The 16675-nt window shown below is 72.7% G+C and carries 14 protein-coding genes; 6 read left to right on the forward strand and 8 right to left on the reverse strand.

The window, feature by feature from the left end:
* Positions 1–65 precede the first annotated feature (65 nt).
* The 3 genes from AAH979_RS11485 to AAH979_RS11495 all read left to right on the forward strand — a co-directional run bounded on the left by AAH979_RS11485 (position 66) and on the right by AAH979_RS11495 (position 5184).
* Positions 66–1649: a 3' terminal RNA ribose 2'-O-methyltransferase Hen1 gene (locus AAH979_RS11485; RefSeq protein WP_346258185.1), complete on the forward strand. Its 1584-nt coding sequence runs from the start codon at positions 66–68 to the stop codon at positions 1647–1649.
* Positions 1646–4261 (forward strand): polynucleotide kinase-phosphatase, encoded by a 2616-nt coding sequence (locus AAH979_RS11490; protein WP_346258063.1) that lies wholly within the window; start codon positions 1646–1648, stop codon positions 4259–4261. Before AAH979_RS11485 ends, AAH979_RS11490 begins: the two co-directional genes overlap by 4 nt.
* 209 nt (positions 4262–4470) lie before the next feature.
* Entirely contained in the window at positions 4471–5184 is a 714-nt protein-coding gene (locus AAH979_RS11495) for a VTT domain-containing protein (RefSeq protein WP_346258064.1), read from the forward strand.
* A 105-nt stretch (positions 5185–5289) separates the two neighbouring features.
* Here AAH979_RS11495 and AAH979_RS11500 read toward each other — a convergent pair whose 3' ends face one another.
* The 8 genes from AAH979_RS11500 to AAH979_RS11535 form a co-directional block, all read right to left on the reverse strand.
* On the reverse strand, positions 5290–6246 hold the full coding sequence (locus tag AAH979_RS11500; protein ID WP_346258065.1) for a class II aldolase/adducin family protein: 957 nt from the start codon (positions 6244–6246) through the stop codon (positions 5290–5292).
* 94 nt (positions 6247–6340) lie between these two features.
* Positions 6341–6718, reverse strand: coding sequence for a metalloregulator ArsR/SmtB family transcription factor (locus AAH979_RS11505; RefSeq protein ID WP_007073957.1), 378 nt, complete (start codon positions 6716–6718; stop codon positions 6341–6343).
* A gap of 57 nt (positions 6719–6775) precedes the next feature.
* Positions 6776–7315 carry an orotate phosphoribosyltransferase gene (pyrE, locus tag AAH979_RS11510; protein WP_318398966.1) on the reverse strand — a complete coding sequence of 180 codons (540 nt, stop codon included), beginning with the start codon at positions 7313–7315 and terminating at the stop codon, positions 6776–6778.
* A gap of 182 nt (positions 7316–7497) precedes the next feature.
* On the reverse strand, positions 7498–8301 hold the full coding sequence (locus AAH979_RS11515) for an SDR family oxidoreductase (protein WP_346258186.1): 804 nt from the start codon (positions 8299–8301) through the stop codon (positions 7498–7500).
* 359 nt (positions 8302–8660) lie between these two features.
* Complete coding sequence (locus tag AAH979_RS11520) at positions 8661–9401, reverse strand: hypothetical protein (protein WP_346258066.1); 741 nt, start codon at positions 9399–9401, stop codon at positions 8661–8663.
* 169 nt (positions 9402–9570) lie between these two features.
* A complete protein-coding gene (locus AAH979_RS11525) occupies positions 9571–9948 on the reverse strand; it encodes a hypothetical protein (RefSeq protein ID WP_346258067.1) in 378 nt (125 codons plus the stop codon).
* 129 nt (positions 9949–10077) lie between these two features.
* Positions 10078–12669: an ATP-dependent chaperone ClpB gene (clpB, locus tag AAH979_RS11530; RefSeq protein ID WP_346258068.1), complete on the reverse strand. Its 2592-nt coding sequence runs from the start codon at positions 12667–12669 to the stop codon at positions 10078–10080.
* A 151-nt stretch (positions 12670–12820) separates the two neighbouring features.
* Complete coding sequence (locus tag AAH979_RS11535; RefSeq protein WP_346258069.1) at positions 12821–13954, reverse strand: hypothetical protein; 1134 nt, start codon at positions 13952–13954, stop codon at positions 12821–12823.
* Between the two features lie 117 nt (positions 13955–14071).
* Here AAH979_RS11535 and AAH979_RS11540 point away from each other — a divergent pair, with 117 nt between their 5' ends.
* The 3 genes from AAH979_RS11540 to AAH979_RS11550 all read left to right on the forward strand — a co-directional run bounded on the left by AAH979_RS11540 (position 14072) and on the right by AAH979_RS11550 (position 16413).
* Complete coding sequence (locus tag AAH979_RS11540) at positions 14072–14572, forward strand: cation:proton antiporter regulatory subunit (RefSeq protein ID WP_107262611.1); 501 nt, start codon at positions 14072–14074, stop codon at positions 14570–14572.
* Positions 14573–14578: 6 nt separating this feature from the next.
* Positions 14579–15781 carry a cation:proton antiporter gene (locus AAH979_RS11545; protein WP_346258070.1) on the forward strand — a complete coding sequence of 401 codons (1203 nt, stop codon included), beginning with the start codon at positions 14579–14581 and terminating at the stop codon, positions 15779–15781.
* 200 nt (positions 15782–15981) lie between these two features.
* Complete coding sequence (locus AAH979_RS11550; protein WP_346258071.1) at positions 15982–16413, forward strand: hypothetical protein; 432 nt, start codon at positions 15982–15984, stop codon at positions 16411–16413.
* The last annotated feature ends 262 nt before the right edge of the window (positions 16414–16675 follow it).

A 16675-nucleotide genomic window follows, 5' to 3' on the forward strand; every position in this document is an offset into this window, starting at 1 on the left:
CCGGTGGCCGTGCCGCCGTGGTAATCGACGCGACGGGCGGTCGGTGAACTGTCAGCATGGTCGACGTGTTGATCACCGTGACCACCACCCACCAGCCAGCCACCGACCTGGGCTACCTGCTCGTGAAGCACCCCGACCGGGTGCACACCTTCGAGATGCCCACAGGTACGGCGTACGTGGTGTACCCGGAGGCCGGCACCGCACGCTGCACCGCCGCCCTGCTGCTCGACATCGACCCGCTGGCGCTGCACGGCGGCCGGGCGCGGCGGGGCAAGGCCGGCCGGGGTGGCAACCCGACGCCGGACGGCTTCACCCTCGGCCAGTACGTCAACGACCGCGGGTACGCCGCCTCCAGCCTGCTCTCCTCGGCACTGTCCACCGTGTTCCGGTCGGCGCTGCGCGGGACCTCGAAGGACCGGCCCGAGCTGGCCGCCACCCCGATCCCGCTGGAGCTGCGGGTGCCGGCGCTGCGCTGCCGGGGCGGGGCCGAGCTGGCCGGCAGCCTCTTCGCCCCGCTGGGCTGGACGGTGAACGCCGTCCCGATCCCGCTGGACCCGACCCACCCCGACTGGGGTGACAGCCGGTACGTCGACCTCACCCTGACCGGCACGCTCCGGCTCGCCGACGCGCTCAACCACCTGTACGTGCTGCTGCCGGTGCTGGACGACGCCAAGCACTACTGGGTCGCGCCGGACGAGATCGACAAGCTGCTCCGGGCCGGCGCCGGCTGGCTGGCGGAGCATCCGGACCGAGGGCTGATCACCCGCCGCTACCTGGCCCACCGGCGGGCCCTGGCCGGCGCCGCGCTGGCCCGGCTGGCGGAGCAGCGGCTCGCGGACGAGCCGGGCGACCCGGACACCATCGTGGAGGCGCCCGACGGCGGTGCGGACGAGGAGGCCGGGCTGCCGGCCACCGTCGACCGGCAGCCGCTCGCGGCGCTGCGCCGGGCCGCCGTACTCGACGCGCTGGACCGCTCCGGCGCCACCCGGGTGCTCGACCTCGGCTGCGGTGGCGGCGCGCTCCTGACCGAGCTGGTCAAGAATCGCCGGTACACCGAGATCGTCGGCACCGACGTCTCGTCCCGGACGCTGGCGATGGCGGAGCGGCGGCTGCGGCTGGACCGGCTGCCGCCCCGGCAGCGCGACCGGATCAAGCTGTGGCAGTCCGCGCTGACCTACCGGGACGACCGGCTGCGCGGGTACGACGCCGCCGTGCTGATGGAGGTGGTCGAGCACCTCGACCCGCCGCGCCTGCCGGCGCTGGAGGCGGCCGTCTTCGGGCACGCCCGGCCGGAGACGGTGGTCGTGACGACCCCGAACGTCGAGTACAACGTGCGGTATCCGGGGCTGGCCGCCGGTGGGTTCCGGCACACCGACCACCGGTTCGAGTGGACCCGGGCCGAGTTCGCGGACTGGGCCGGTGCGGTCGGCGCCGGATACGGCTACGCGGTCACGATCAGCGGCGTCGGCGCCGACGACCCCGAGGTGGGCAGCCCGACCCAGCTCGCGGTCTTCGCCCGCACCGCGCCGTCGGGAGGGACACCGACCTGCCCGCCCGGCACGGCACCGCCACCGGCCGGCACCGGCCGCACGACCACCAGGAGTACGACCGGTGACAGCACCGGCGGTGACGGAGGAGAAGACCGATGAGCACGCTGGACATTCCCGAACTGGCCCTGGTGGCTCTGGTCGGCGTCTCCGGTTCGGGCAAGTCGACCTTCGCCCGCCGGCACTTCGCGCCGACCCAGGTGCTCTCCTCGGACACCTTCCGGGCGATGGTGGCCGACGACGAGAACGACCAGTCCGCCTCCGGCGACGCGTTCGAGGTCCTGCACCACGTCGCCGGAAAGCGGCTGCGCGCCGGCCGGCTGACCGTGGTGGACGCCACCAACCTCCAGCAGCACGCCCGGGCCGGGCTGGTCACCGTCGCCCGGGAACACGACGTACTGCCGGTGGCGATCGTGCTGGACGTGCCCGAGCCGCTCTGCTGGGAGCGTACGCAGGCCCGCCCGGACCGGACGTTCGGCCGGCAGGTGCTCGGCCGGATGCAGCGGGACCTAAGGCGCAGTGTCGGGCGGCTGGAGCGGGAGGGCTTCCGCAAGGTGCACGTGCTGCGCGGCGTCGAGGAGATCGAGGCCGCCGAGATCCGCTACGAGAAGCTGTTCAACGACCGCCGGGAGCTGACCGGACCGTTCGACATCATCGGCGACGTGCACGGCTGCCGGGCCGAGCTGGAGGCGCTGCTGCTCCGGCTCGGCTGGACGCTGCACCGCGACGGGACCGGGCGGCCGGTGAACGCGACGCACCCGGAGGGTCGTACCGCGATCTTCGTGGGTGACCTCGTCGACCGCGGGCCGGACTCGCCCGGCGTACTCCGGCTGGTGATGGGGATGGTCGGTGCCGGCACCGCGCTCTGCGTGCCCGGCAACCACGAGCAGAAGCTGCTGCGCAAGCTGCGTGGCCGCAACGTCACGGTGTCGCACGGCCTGGCCGAGACGCTGGCCCAGCTCGACGGCGAGGAACCCGGGTTCGTCGCCGAGATCGCCGCGTTCGTCGACGGCCTGGTCAGCCACTACGTGCTGGACGGCGGCCGGCTGGTGGTCGCGCACGCCGGACTCAAGGCCGAATACCACGGTCGGGCGTCCGGCCGGGTCCGGGCGTTCGCGCTCTTCGGCGAGACCACCGGCGAGACCGACGAGTACGGCCTGCCGGTGCGCTACCCGTGGGCCCGGGACTACCGCGGCTCGGCCATGGTCGTCTACGGCCACACCCCCACCCCGGCTCCCGAGTGGGTCAACAACACCATCTGCATCGACACCGGCTGCGTCTTCGGCGGCACGTTGACCGCGCTGCGCTACCCGAGCCGGGAACTCGTCTCGGTACCGGCGGCGAAGGAGTACTACCCGCCGGTCCGGCCGCTGACCCCGACACCGGCTGCGCTGCCGTCGGGGGCCGCGGCCGCCTCGTCCGGCAGCACCGGCGCCGGCGAGCGGGACGACCTCGGGCTGGACCTGCGGGACGTCACCGGGCGCCGGCACCTCGACTACGGCTACGGCACGGTGACCGTACCGGCCGAGAACGCCGCCGCGGCGCTGGAGGTGATGAGCCGGTTCGCCGTCGACCCGCGCTGGCTGCCCTGGCTGCCGCCGACCATGGCGCCCTGCTCCACCTCGACCGTGCAGGGCTTCCTGGAGCATCCCGCGCAGGCGTTCGAGGACTACCGGCGGGCCGGGGTCGACCGGGTGGTCTGCGAGGAGAAGCACATGGGGTCCCGGGCGGTGGTGCTGGTCTGCCGGGACGAGGTCGACCCGGCGGCACCAGCGGGCACAGGCCGGTCCGGCCCGGCCCGGTTCGGCTCGGGCGACGGGGTGGTCTACACCCGCACCGGGCGGCCGTTCTTCGGCGGCACGCTCGACCGGGCGCTGCTGGCCCGGGTACGCGCCGCCGTCGGCGGTGCCGGGCTGTGGGCCGAACTCGACACCGACTGGCTGTTGCTCGACTGTGAACTGCTGCCCTGGTCGGCCAAGGCCGGCGCGCTGATCCGGGAGCAGTACGCCCCGGTCGGCGCGGCGGGCCGGGCCGCGCTGCCGGCCGTGCTGGACGCGCTGGACCGGGCGGCCGGCCGGGACCTGCCGGTCGCCGGCCTGCGGGACCGGATGGCCCGCCGCGCGACCGACCTCGACCGCTACACCGAGGCGTACCGGAGCTACGTGCGGCCGACCGACGGCCTCGCCGGGGTGACCCTGGCGCCGTTCGCGGTACTCGCCAGCGAGGGCGTCTCGCACGCCGGCCAGGACCACGGCTGGCACCTGGCCCTGGCCGACCGGCTGCACAGCGCCGATCCGGAGCTGTTCACCCCGACCCGGCGCCGGGTGGTGGACCTCGGGGACTCCGCTGCGGAGAAGGCGGCGACGGACTGGTGGCTGGAGCTGACCGGGACCGGCGGCGAGGGGATGGTAGTGAAGCCGTACGCCGGGCTCGGTGCCCGGGACACCGAGGGCCGGCTGCTCCAGCCGGGCCTGAAGTGCCGCGGCCGGGAGTACCTGCGGATCATCTACGGCCCGGAGTACGCCGAACCGGACCAGTTGGCCGTGCTCCGGCAGCGGTCGCTGGGCCGCAAGCGCGGGCTGGCCCTGCGCGAGCACGGGTTGGGCCTGGCCGCGCTGGACCGGCTGGCCGACGGCGCCCCGCTGTGGCGGCGGCACGAATTGGTCTTCGCGATCCTCGCCTGCGAGTCGGAACCGGTCGATCCCCGACTCTAGGGCGGTCCCCGCCCTGGTCGGCGGCCCGGGTCATTCCGGCGCCGACCAGGGCGCTCGTCCAGAAACCGCCGTCGACGTCCGGTCCGGGTACGGCCGGCGGGCGGCATCGCGCGGCGGCTGCCGGGAAGGTCCGCCTAGACTGCTGTGGTACCCGCCACCATGCTGGCGGCCCCTCACCGCGCCATGCCGAGAGTTCCGGAGGTCTCCTCGTGCCGACGCCCACCACCACGCTGGCCCTGGGTCCGGATTGGCTGGATCCGGAGTGGTTGATCTCCACCTTCGGGCTGCTCGGCATCCTGACCATCGTCTTCGCCGAGTCCGGACTGCTGATCGGCTTCTTCCTGCCCGGCGACTCGCTGCTGTTCACCGCCGGCCTGCTGACCGCCGACGGTGAATACATCACCTACCCGCTGTGGCTGGTCTGCCTGCTGATCACGATCGCGGCGATCGCCGGCGACCAGGTCGGGTACGCGTTCGGCAAGAAGGTCGGTCCCGCGCTGTTCCGCCGCCCCAACTCGCGGCTGTTCAAGCAGGAGAACCTGATCAAGGCGCATGAGTTCTTCGAGAAGTACGGCGCCCGATCGGTGGTACTTGCCCGGTTCGTGCCGATCGTCCGTACCTTCACCCCGATCGTCGCCGGGGTCAGCGGGATGCGCTACCGCACGTTCGTGGTCTACAACGTGATCGGCGGCATCCTCTGGGGCACCGGGGTCACGGTGCTCGGCTTCTTTCTCGGCCAGATCCCGTTCGTCAAGACGAACATCGAGCTGATCCTGATCGCCATCGTCTTCGTCTCGGTGATCCCGATCATCATCGAGCTGCTCCGGGCCCGGATGGCTGCCCGGCGCGGCACCACTGCGGCCGAGCGGGCCGAGCTGGAGCACGCGGCCCAGGAGGCGCAGCGGCACCGCCAGGGCTACTAGTCAGCGGGAGCGGCGGAGCCGGCAGCAGTCCGCCGACGACTGCCGGCAGCGGCGCGGCTGGCGACACACCGCGCGCGTCACCCCGATCCAGAGCCCGGACTCAGCTCAGACGGTGGTGGCGCCGCCCTCGATCCGGGCCAGGAACTCGGCGGGCAGCTCCGGCAGCTCGGCCAGCCGCCCGGCGGCGAGCGCCCGGTACGTCAGCCGGGCCGCCTCCTCAAGGTTGGCGGCCCGCTTGTGCGCCAGCTCCACGCTGTCGGCCAGCACCGAGCAGCCGTGCCGGCTCAACACCAGACAGTTGGTGCCGTCCCGGGTCGCGTCGGCGGCCAACTCGGCCAGTTCGGTGGTGCCGGGCAGCCGGAACGGCACCCGGGTGACCCGGCGCAGATAGAAGCCGTGGTCGGTGGTGACCAGCCGGACCTCTTCGCCGAGGGCGTCGAGCAGCAGCACGGTCTGCGGGTGCAGGTGCACGATCGCGTTGACGTCCGGCCGGGCCCGATAGGTGGCGAGGTGCAGCTCGACCTCGCTGGTCGGCGCGGCCGCCGGTCTCGTCGGGCCGTCCGCGGTCTCCGCGCTCGACGGGCCGCCCGCGCCCTGGGCGTGCGGGAGCGCGGAATGCCGCGTCCGGATAGCACCGGCGCCGGAAGCGGGCACACCGGAGGACGCGGAGGCAGCACCGGCGACCGAGGCTGTGGTGTCCGGGCTCCGGGGCACGGGCAGCGTCGTACCGTCCGGGAGGGCGGCACCGTCCTGGAATACCTGTCCGGCGGGCCGGCTCGGCTGTGCCGGGCCACCGTCGGCGGCCAGATCTCCAGAGCGGAGCGAAACGTCTGAGTGAGCCGGATAGTCCGTAAGGACGGAACCATCCGAGATGCGCACTCGGACGAAGGATGGACGGTCAAGCCGGTCCAGCCAGGTGCCACCAGCGGTCACCCAGCAGGAATCGCCGTCGGGCAACCGGGCGGACAGGTTGCCGCCGGAACCGACCACGAGACCGGTCCGGACGACGTCCTGCCCGACGTACGCGAGCTGATCCCGCAGGTCTCCCTGGAGATAGTTCACGCCGGAAGCCCGCCCCACCCCACCGCGTCAGCAGCGGTTGGACCGTCTGGCGCCGTCCTGCACAGGGCGGACGCCAGACGGGCCGGCCACTGATTCAGCGGGCCTTCTTCGTGGCCCGCTTACGCGGCGGGGTCAGCAGATCGGCGATCGTGGCGATCGCCGTCGGCACCAGGCGGTAGTAAGCCCACACGCCCCGCTTCTCCCGCTCCAGCAAGCCGGCTTCGGTGAGGATACGGAGGTGGTGGCTGACCGTCGGCTGGGAGAGACCAAGCGGCGCGGTGAGGTCACACACGCACGCTTCGCCCTCCGGTGCCGACTGGATCAGGCTGAGCAGTCGAAGCCGAGCGGGGTCGGCAAGGGCCTTGAGGACCCCCGCCAGCCGCTCAGCGTCGGCGCGCTCGATCGGCTCGCCGGCAAGCGGCGAGATCTGAGGCATAGTCATTTCGGCCAACGCAGTTCCCACGTATTCCATCCTTCCACCAGCAGCATCGACCCGCCTGCATATCAGCAGATCCGAATCGGCAAACTTTTAGGCCACTAGGCCGAGGTCAGCCAACGTATAGGCTGCCCGGTATGGCAATCCGGCGGCTCGTACGGCGTCGCCCGCACCACGATCAACAATAACCGCCACGCCCACGACCTCGGCTCCGGCCTCCCGTAACGCCTCCACTGCGGTCAGCACGCTGCTTCCCGTGGTGGAGGTGTCCTCCACCGCCAACACCCGGCGACCACTCACCTCCGGACCCTCGATCCGGCGCTGCAACCCGTGCGTCTTGCCGGCCTTGCGCACCACGAAAGCGTCGAGTCGACGCGACGTCGCCGAGGCGGCGTGCAGCATCGAGACGGCGATCGGGTCCGCACCCAACGTCAGGCCGCCAACCGCGTCGTAATCCCAGTCCGCCGTGAGGCTGAGCATGATCCGGCCGACCAACGGTGCCGCCGCGTGATGCAGGGTCACGCGCCGCAGATCGACGTACCAGTCCGCCTCACGACCAGAGGACAGCACCACCCGACCGTGCACGACGGCAAGGTCAGTGATGAATTTACGCAGGTCGTCGTGGTCCCCCATGGCCGGTAAGGGTACTGCGCCAAGGTGAGAGCCGAATGGCCGACCCGGCAGGACGGCCGTTCGCGTCGGTCTGACGGTGGCCGATGGGCCGGAAAATCGGCTACTCTCCGCACTGAATCTTGCCTACGTACGCCGCCGTCATCGCGGGCGTAGGAGCGCCGGTACCGCGTCGTGCAGCCGGATCACAACTCTCCGCGACCGGTCCGGCCCCGGGCATCCTTGGCCACCGCCCGCCAGATCCGGCCCGGCGCGTGCCGCAGGCCGAAGACCGCCACCTTGTACCGCCAGTCCGGGACGCTCACCATGCGGTCCCGATCCAGGTCACGAAGGGCGTCCCGCACCACGTCGTCGGCGCGCAGCCACATCCAGTCCGGGGTCTTCGACATGTTGATGCCGGCCCGGTCGTGGAACTCGGTACGGGTGTAGCCGGGGCAGAGCGCCATCACCCGTACGCCCATCGGCCGGACCGACTGGGCCACCGACTCGCTGAAGTTGGTCACCCACGCCTTGCTGGCCGGGTACGTCGACCCGGGCATGACCGGCCCGAAGCCCGCGACGGAAGAGACATTTATCACTGCCCCGTGGCGCCGCTCGGCCATCCCGGGCAGGGCGGCGAGGGTCAGCCGGAGTACGGCGTGCACGTTCAGCCGGAGCAGCCGGGACTCGTCGGAGACGGTCGAGTGCAGGAAGGACCGATTGAGACTGATCCCGGCGCTGTTGACGAGCATGTCGACCGGCGCCGACGCGTCGGAGAGCCGCTCCTCGACCGAGCCGCACCCCTGGTCGGTGGCCAGGTCGGCGGAGAGGACGTCGACCGTGTTGCCGTGCCGGCCGGTCAGCTCGGCGGCGGACTCCGCGAGCCGTTCGCCGTCCCGGGCCACCAGCAGCAGGTCGTACCCGTCAGCGGCGAGCCGTCGGGCGAACGCCGCGCCGATCCCGGCCGTGGCGCCGGTGATCAGGGCGCGGCGGCTTCCGCTCCGGCCCACCCCGGGGCGCTGACCGGCGTCGGAGCCGGCGCCCGACGGGGGAACGGCTTCTGCCACTGGCTTCCTCACCTCGACGACTTCGCTGGCGTACGGCGGAACCGGGCACTGGTCGAGGCGGACCGCGACGCGGGGCGCACCGTGTGGCCGCACCTGCGGGGCCTACCGCAGCAGCGGTACCGCTCCCACAACGTAGCGGAGCGGCCCGAATCGGAAAAGACCGTCACGGGGCGGGGACAGGCTCCGGCGGCGCGCCCGGACGCCGCTTGCCGCACCCGCCGCACACCCGGTCACCGCCGGCCGCCGGACGTGCCGGATCCCCCGGCGGCCGGTGCCGACCGGGGGATCCGTGGTGCGGGAGTTCAGCTCGCCGGCGGGTTGGGAGGCGGGTTCGTCGGCGGGTTGCCCGGCGGATTCGACGGCGGGCCGGCCGGCGGATACTGCGGGTACCCGGGATCGGTGCCGGAGGTCGGCCCCTGGCCCGGGTAGGGCGGTTGGCCCGGGTACGCCGCGCCCGGCACCGGCGGCTCCCAGCCGGCCGGCTGCTTGCGGAAGAACTCGTTCGACGCGGGCAGCGCGAGCAGGATGATCGCGGCGATCAGCGCCAGCAGTGCGACGATCGAGCAGACCAGCGTGAGCGGCCCGCTCCACGAGGGCAACTCCGCCTCGAGCCGGCGCTGGATCTCGGCCGCGTCCGGAAGGTCCCCTGTGGAGCCGCCGCCGGTGCCCATCCCGGAGAGCGCCGTGCCAGCGGCACCGAACCCGGTGCAGCAGACTCCGATCCCGGCGACCACCCAGGTGGCGATCCGGGCGCCATTGCGGCCCTGGTTGTTCAGCAGAGCCAGCACCACCAGGCCGACGGCGATCAGCAGTTGCAGCACGGCGCTGAACACGGTGGCGCCGACGGCGAAGCCCTCGGTGCCCTCGGCGGAGGTGCCGGCGTACTCCTCACGGAAGACGGTCGAGACGGTGCCGAGCGTGGCGAGGCTGACCGCCGCCGAGACGGCGATCAGGGCGGCCGCCAGATAGAGCAGATAGCTGGCGTTGGTGACGGTGCCCGGGCGCGGCCTCGCGGTCGGCGCGGGATTGGCTGGTTCCGACACGGCTCTCCTTTCCTGGCTCGGGTCCCCGGCTCGGGGTCCCGGGATCGGTGTGTGCGGGTCGAGTGTTCCCGGATCGAAAATCCCAGATTCCGGACCACCGTATCGGTATCGGTCCCGTCGGCCGGGCGTGAACCGCCGCCGGTGCGGTGTGGAGCCGGCCGGACCGCCGTCAGTCCTGGTCGAGCCGGGCGGCGGCGTACTCGCCCAGGGTGGTCTGGTCCATCAGGCAGCCGCTGAAGGTGGTCAGCTCGGCCGGGTCACCGAGCAGTCCCCGCCAGGCTGTCCGGGCGGCCGCCGGGTCCAGCCGGTCGAGCAGCGTCGCCGCGTACGCCTTGCCGGCGGCCGAGCCGTTCGCCAGCAACCACGTCAGCCGGGGACGGATCTCCTCGGCCCGGCCGGGCAGTGCCGCCTCGACGGTCCGGTACGCCTCGGTCGGCACCAGCACCTGACCGGCGAGGCCCACCCCGCCGAACGCGACGACGTCGGCGCCGGCCAGTTCGCGTACCGCCGTCGTCAGGTCGTCGACCTGTCCCGGAAACTCGGTCATGCCACCAATGGTGACCCGGCCCGGCTCGGAGCGCTCGCCGGCAGGGCGCCGGGACGCTCGGGCTCGCCGACGGACGGCGGGGCCGGTCCGATCCGCCATGGGATCGGGCCGGCCCCGCCGGAGATGTCCTCAGACCCGGACGACGGTCAGCGACTCCTTGGTGTCCGCCAGGTCGACCCGGACGGTGTCGCCGTCCCGCACCTCGCCGGCCAGCAGCGCCCTGGCCAGCCGGTCCCCGATCGCCGACTGCACCAGCCGGCGCAGCGGCCGGGCACCGTAGATCGGGTCGTACCCGTGCTCGGCCAGCCAACTCCGGGCCGCGTCGGTGACGTCCAGGCCCAGCCGCCGGTCGGCGAGCCGCCGCCGCAGCCGGTCGAGCTGGATGTCCACGATCCCGCGCAGCTCCTGCCCGGTGAGCGAGGCGAAGACCACGATGTCGTCGAGCCGGTTGAGGAACTCCGGCTTGAAGTGCGAGCGGACCACCGCCAGCACCGCCTCCCGGCGTTCCTCCTCGCCGAGGGTCAGGTCGGAGACGACCGCCGTGCCGAGGTTGGAGGTGAGGATCAGGATGGCGTTGCGGAAGTCGACCGTACGCCCCTGGCCGTCGGTGAGCCGGCCGTCGTCGAGCACCTGGAGCAGTACGTCGAAGACGTCCGGATGCGCCTTCTCCACCTCGTCGAGCAGGATCACCGAGTACGGCCGGCGGCGCACCGCCTCGGTGAGCTGCCCGCCCTCCTCGTACCCGACGTAGCCGGGCGGGGCGCCGACGAGCCGGGCCACCGAGTGCTTCTCGGCGTACTCGCTCATGTCGATCCGGACCATGGCCCGCTCGTCGTCGAAGAGGAACTCGGCGAGCGCCTTGCCCAGCTCGGTCTTGCCGACACCGGTGGGGCCGAGGAAGAGGAAGCTGCCGGTGGGCCGGTCCGGGTCGGCGACCCCGGCGCGGGCCCGGCGTACCGCGTCGGAGACCGCGGCGACCGCCTCGGCCTGGCCGACCACCCGGGCGCCGAGCGACGACTCCATCCGGAGCAGCTTGGCGGTCTCGCCCTCCATCAGCCGGCCGGCCGGGATGCCGGTCCAGGAGGCGACCACCGCGGCGATGTCGTCGGCGCCGACCTCCTCCTTGAGCATCGCCCCGTCGGCCTGCAACCCGGCGAGTTCGCCCTCGGCCCGGGTCAGCGCGGCCTTCAGCTCCGGGATCCGGCCGTAGCGCAGCTCGGCGGCGCGTTCCAGCTCGCCGTCCCGCTCGGCCCGCTCGGCCTCGCCGCCGAGCCGCTCCAGCTCCTCCTTGGCGGTGGAGATCCGGGTGATGTGCTCCTTCTCCAGCCGCCACCGCTCGCTGAGCGCGGTGAGCTGCTCGCGCTTGTCGGCCAGCTCCTTGCGGAGCCGCATCAGCCGCTCGGCCGAGGCCGGGTCGGGCTCCTTGGCCAGCGCCATCTCCTCGATCTCCAGCCGGCGTACCGCCCGCTCGATCTCGTCCACCTCGGTGGGCCGGGAGTCGATCTCCATCCGGAGCCGGGAGGCGGACTCGTCGACCAGGTCGATCGCCTTGTCCGGCAGGAACCGTTCGGTGATGTACCGGTCGGAGAGGCTGGCGGCGGCGACCAGCGCGGCGTCGGTGATGCGTACGCCGTGGTGTACCTCGTAGCGCTCCTTGAGCCCGCGCAGGATGCCGATGGTGTCCTCGATGGTCGGCTCGCCGACCAGCACCGGCTGGAAGCGCCGCTCCAGCGCCGGATCCTTCTCGATGTGCTCGCGGTACTCGTCGAGGGTGGTCGCGCCGACCATCCGCAGCTCGCCCCGGGCCAGCATCGGCTTGAGCATGTTGCCGGCGTCCATCGAGCCCTCGCCCCGGCCGGCGCCGACCACGGTGTGCAGCTCGTCGAGGAACGTGATGACCTGGCCGTCGGAGTTCTTGATCTCCTCCAGCACCGACTTGAGCCGCTCCTCGAACTGCCCCCGGTACTGTGCACCGGCGACCATCGCGCCGAGGTCGAGCGAGACCAGCTTCTTGTCCCGGAGCGACTCGGGGACGTCACCGGCGACGATCCGCTGGGCCAGCCCCTCGACGATCGCGGTCTTGCCGACGCCGGGCTCGCCGATCAGCACCGGGTTGTTCTTGGTACGCCGGGAGAGCACCTGGACCACCCGGCGGATCTCGGCGTCCCGGCCGATCACCGGGTCGATCTTGCCGTCCCGGGCGCTCGCGGTCAGGTCGACGCCGTACTTCTCCAGCGCCTGGTAGGTCTGCTCGGGGTCGGCGGTGGTGACCCGGCGGTCGCCGCCGCGTACCGCCGGGAAGGCGGCGACCAGGTTCTCCTCGGTGGCGCCGGCCTGCTTGAGGGTGTTCGCGACCGCGCCGCCGACCCGGGCCAGCCCGGCCAGCAGGTGCTCGGTCGAGGTGTACTCGTCGCCCAGCGGCCGGGCGATCTGCTCGGCCGCGCCGATCGCGTTGACGAACTCGCGGGACAGGCTCGGCTCGGCGACACTGGATCCCCGGGCGGCCGGCTGGTTCTCCACGGCCCGGGCGGCGGCCCGCCGGATGTCGGCCGGATTCGCCCCGACCGCCCGCAGCAGCCCGGCGGCGGTGGACCCGCCGGTGTCCAGCAGGGACAGCAGCAGGTGCCACGGTTCGACGGTGGCGTGGCCGCGCTGGTTCGCCGTCGCGACGGCGCCGGTGATGACTTCGCGGCTCTTCGTGGTGAGACGTTCGGCGTTCATGGGCTCCCAATACGGTCCGCCGGCCGTGGGCACGGGCCGGCATCGGCAGCGTGGCGGGCGGTGACGCCGCCGCCCGGCGACACCACCTCCAGTACGAACGACACAACCAGAGTTGAGTCTATTCCACTCAACTCCAACGTCGTGACGTCGGTCACATTCCGGCCAACCGCACCTCGACCCACCGCCGCTCGGTACCGGAGCCGAGCCCCAGCCACGCCCCGCCGCCGGGCGGATGCGCGGCGAACAGCGTGCCGTCGTCCAGCATCCGCAGGTAGTGCTCCCCGACCGGCCAGGCCAGGTCCACGTAGCGGCCGTCCGCGACCAGCCCGGTGCCCTGGGGCGACGAGACCACCAGCCGGCCGTCGCCGAGCGGCACCACCGAGGTGAACCGGTCGGGCCTGCCCGACGGATCCACCGGTACCCAGCGGGACGGGACCTCGGCACCGACCCGCCGCCACAGTCGGGGGAACCGGGTCCGGTCCTCGGCGTGGTAGCCGACCAGCCAGGCGTCACCGTCGGCCGCCAACACCGGCAGCACGGCCCCGAGGTCGCCGTCGACCTCGGGCAACGCCGTCGTCCGCCAGCTCCGCCCGCCGTCCGGCGAGACCGACGCGTACGGGCGACCGTCCGCCAGCCCGCTGGCGAGCAGCCGGTCACCGCTGTCCGCCACTCCGGAGATCCCGGGCAGACGCGGCTGGGTCGGCACGTCCCGGCGCTCCTCCCCGATCCACCGCACCACCCTCGGCGGATCGTCACCGTCGCAGCAGACCTGGTAGCTCCCCTGCGTCGGCTGGTACGCGGCCGGCGGCTGCTCACCCCGGTAGTGCCGGAACGTCCGGCCGGCGTCGACGGAGACGTACCAGTCCACCGGCTCGACCCAGAGCACCAGCCGGCCATTGCCGGTGTAGAGCTGGTGGAGGCCGGCCGGGTGCGGATGCCGGAGCCGCTGCCAGGAACGCCCGCCGTCGGCGGTGCCGAAGAGCAGGTTGGTCGAGTTCGGCCCGGGCGGTCCGGGAGTCGGCGTGCCCGTGCCGGTGCCGTCGTCGACGAAGAGCGCGTAGCCGCGCGCGGCGTCCACGAACTCGAGCTGGTGCAGCACCGCGCCGGGCGGGACGGCGAGCCGCAGGTGGCGCGGCTCCACCGGCGGGCCCGGGTCCACCGGCCGGCTCGGCGCCGGAGCGGTGCGCCGGATCTCCCCGATCGGGCCGGCGGTGCAGCCGGCGACGAGTGCGACGGCGAGGGCCACCGCCGACACCGATCCGGTACGCCCTTCGGAAACGCGCATCGGTCACCTCCACGAAGCACCGATCCCCCGACCGACGGTACGGTTCCGGACCGATCGGCCACCGGGGCGGGTCTGGCCCTTTCAGCCCTCGATCGACAAACGGGTACGGTTGGTTACGTGCGAGTACGTGTGGAGCAGACGGCGTTGCCCGGGATCGGCGTACGCCACGACGTGGTCACCGCCTCCGGACGCCGGCTCGGTGTGGTCACGCACCGCAACGGCCGACGGGATCTGGTGCTGTACGACCCCGACGATCCGGACTCCTGCACCGCCGACGTCCCGCTCACCGACGACGAGGCGGAGGCGCTGGCCGACATCCTCGGCGCCTCGCTGATGCTGGGCCAGCTCTCCGGGCTTCGCCAGCAGGCCGCCGGGCTGCTCACCGAGCAGATCGCCATCCCGGCCGGCTCGCGGTACGTCGGCCGGCGGCTGGGCGACACGCAGACCCGTACCCGTACCGGCGCATCCATCGTCGCGGTCCTCCGGGAACGCGAGGTGATCGCCTCACCCGATCCGACCTTCCGGTTCGAGGCCGGCGATGTCGTGGTCGTGGTCGGCACCCGCCAGGGACTCGACGGTGTCACCGCGATCCTCGCCGAGACCGACCCGGACGGCTGACGGGAGATGCATCACACCACTGTCCTGCTCATCGAGGTCGGTGCGCTGCTCTTCGTCCTCGGACTGCTCAGCCGGCTCAGCCGGCGGATCGGGCTCTCGCCGATCACGCTCTATCTGCTCGCCGGGCTCGCCTTCGGGCACGGCGGGCTGGTGCCGCTCTCGGCCAGCGAGGAGTTCTTCGAGGTCGGTGCCGAGATCGGTGTGATCCTGCTGCTGGTCATGCTGGGCCTGGAATACTCCGCCAGCGAACTGGTCGGCAACCTGCGCGCCGCGGCCCCGGCCGGGCTGCTCGACGGCCTGCTCAACGCGCTGCCGGGGGCGGCCTTCGGGCTGCTGCTCGGCTGGGGCTGGGTCGGCGCGATCGTACTCGCCGGGGTCACCTGGGTCTCCTCGTCCGGCGTCATCGCCAAGGTGCTGGCCGACCTCGGCCGGCTCGGTAACCGGGAGACCCCGGTAATCCTGTCGGTGCTGGTCATCGAGGACCTCGCGATGGCGCTCTACCTGCCGCTGGTCACCGCGATCCTCAGCGGTCAGAGCCTGCTCGGCGGCGGCATCGCGCTGGCCATCGCGGTCTTCACCGTGGTCCTGGTGCTGGTGGTGGCGATCCGGTACGGCAACTTCATCTCCCGGATGCTCTCCGCCCGGGATCCGGAGGCACTGCTGCTCGGCGTATTCGGGCTGACCCTGCTGGTCGCCGGCCTCGCTGCCGGGCTCCAGGTGTCGGCGGCGGTCGGTGCGTTCCTGGTCGGCATCGCCCTCTCGGGACCGGTGGCACACAACGCGACGGAGCTGCTCTCGCCGCTGCGGGACCTCTTCGCCGCCGTCTTCTTCGTCTTCTTCGGCCTGAACACCGACCCCCGGGCGATCCCGCCGGTGCTGCTGCCGGCGCTGGCGCTGGCCGTGGTCACCATGGCCACCAAGGTGCTGACCGGTTACCTGGCGGCGAAACGGGTCGGGATCGGGCTGCCGGGTCGGTGGCGGGCCGGGCTCGCCCTGTCGCCGCGCGGGGAGTTCTCCATCGTCATCGCCGGGCTGGCCGTCACCACCAGCGTGGTCAACCCGCAACTCGGCCCGCTGGCCACCGCGTACGTGCTGATCACCGTGGTGACCGGCCCGATGTTGGCCCGGCTGCCCGACTCCGGCTGGTTCAAGCGGTGGCTGCGCCGGTCCGCCGCCGGTGGCCCGACACCGGCTCCCGCGACGGAGTGAGCCGGGGCGCGGCGGGTGCCGCGCTCCACATACCGGGATCACCGTTCGGCCGGTTCCACCAACGCGTAACGGGTTGATGAAATAGCACTTGGCGGCCCTTTCGCAGGTTGGCAACAGCGCGTTACCGTGTCGCCGCAGTAGCCACAGGTCTTGCGGGGGCCGGGGGAGCCCGGCAGCCGCGCGAGCGGAAAGGCGGCCCGTTGAGCGTGCAGGACTCTGCGTTCCGGGGCTTTGCCAACCCGGTGGATCCATCCCCCGCCGAGCTTCGAGCCTGGGCCTACGAGCCGGACTCGGTTCCGCTGCATACGATGCCGAAGGACTGGGACCTGCTGGTCTCCGGCGACCGGCTGATCGGCACGCTGTTCGAGCTGGCGATGGACCCGTCGTGTCCGGCCCGCCGGTTCGCGCTGCACTGCCTCTACATCTATGCCGCAGACGGCATCCGGACCAAGTTCCAGGCCCATCCGAAGCGGCGGTTGCGGAAGCTGGTCGAGCAGGCCGAGCGGCTCGGCGACGAGCCGATGGTCATCTGGGCGCACAACACCCGGATGCTCCAGGCGAGGCCGGAGCTGTTCGACTACCGCGACTGGTGCGAGGGCGGCCTGGTCCGGCAGTCCCGCCGGCTGGGCTGACCCGGGTCGGCCGGCGGCCGGACGAGCGGTGGGCCGGGACCCCCCGTGGACCCCGGACCACCGGAGCACGGGACCTGACCTGCGTACCGGAGGACCGCGATCTGCGGGAGCCGCACCACCAGTCAGGTTACTGATCTCACCGGTCCCGCGTGCCGGAAACCGGGCAGCGGGTCGGGAGCGGGACCCTTCGGGGGCACTGCCCCGGGGTCCGGCAGGAAGAGCTGGCGCTCGAAGCACCTCTCGACGAGCGCCAGCCGAGTTC

Origin of the sequence: Plantactinospora sp. ZYX-F-223 (assembly GCF_039649625.1) — a bacterium.
In the GTDB taxonomy this organism is placed as follows: Bacteria; Actinomycetota; Actinomycetes; order Mycobacteriales; family Micromonosporaceae; genus Plantactinospora.

Coding starts and splice junctions, on each gene's coding strand:
- AAH979_RS11490 (WP_346258063.1), top strand. CDS start 1,646: ATGAGCACGCTGGACATTCCCGAACTGGCCCTGGTGGCTCTGGTCGGC.
- AAH979_RS11505 (WP_007073957.1), bottom strand. CDS start 6,718: ATGGAATACGTGGGAACTGCGTTGGCCGAAATGACTATGCCTCAGATC.
- pyrE (WP_318398966.1), bottom strand. CDS start 7,315: ATGGGGGACCACGACGACCTGCGTAAATTCATCACTGACCTTGCCGTC.
- AAH979_RS11525 (WP_346258067.1), bottom strand. CDS start 9,948: ATGACCGAGTTTCCGGGACAGGTCGACGACCTGACGACGGCGGTACGC.
- clpB (WP_346258068.1), bottom strand. CDS start 12,669: ATGAACGCCGAACGTCTCACCACGAAGAGCCGCGAAGTCATCACCGGC.
- AAH979_RS11535 (WP_346258069.1), bottom strand. CDS start 13,954: ATGCGCGTTTCCGAAGGGCGTACCGGATCGGTGTCGGCGGTGGCCCTC.
- AAH979_RS11545 (WP_346258070.1), top strand. CDS start 14,579: ATGCATCACACCACTGTCCTGCTCATCGAGGTCGGTGCGCTGCTCTTC.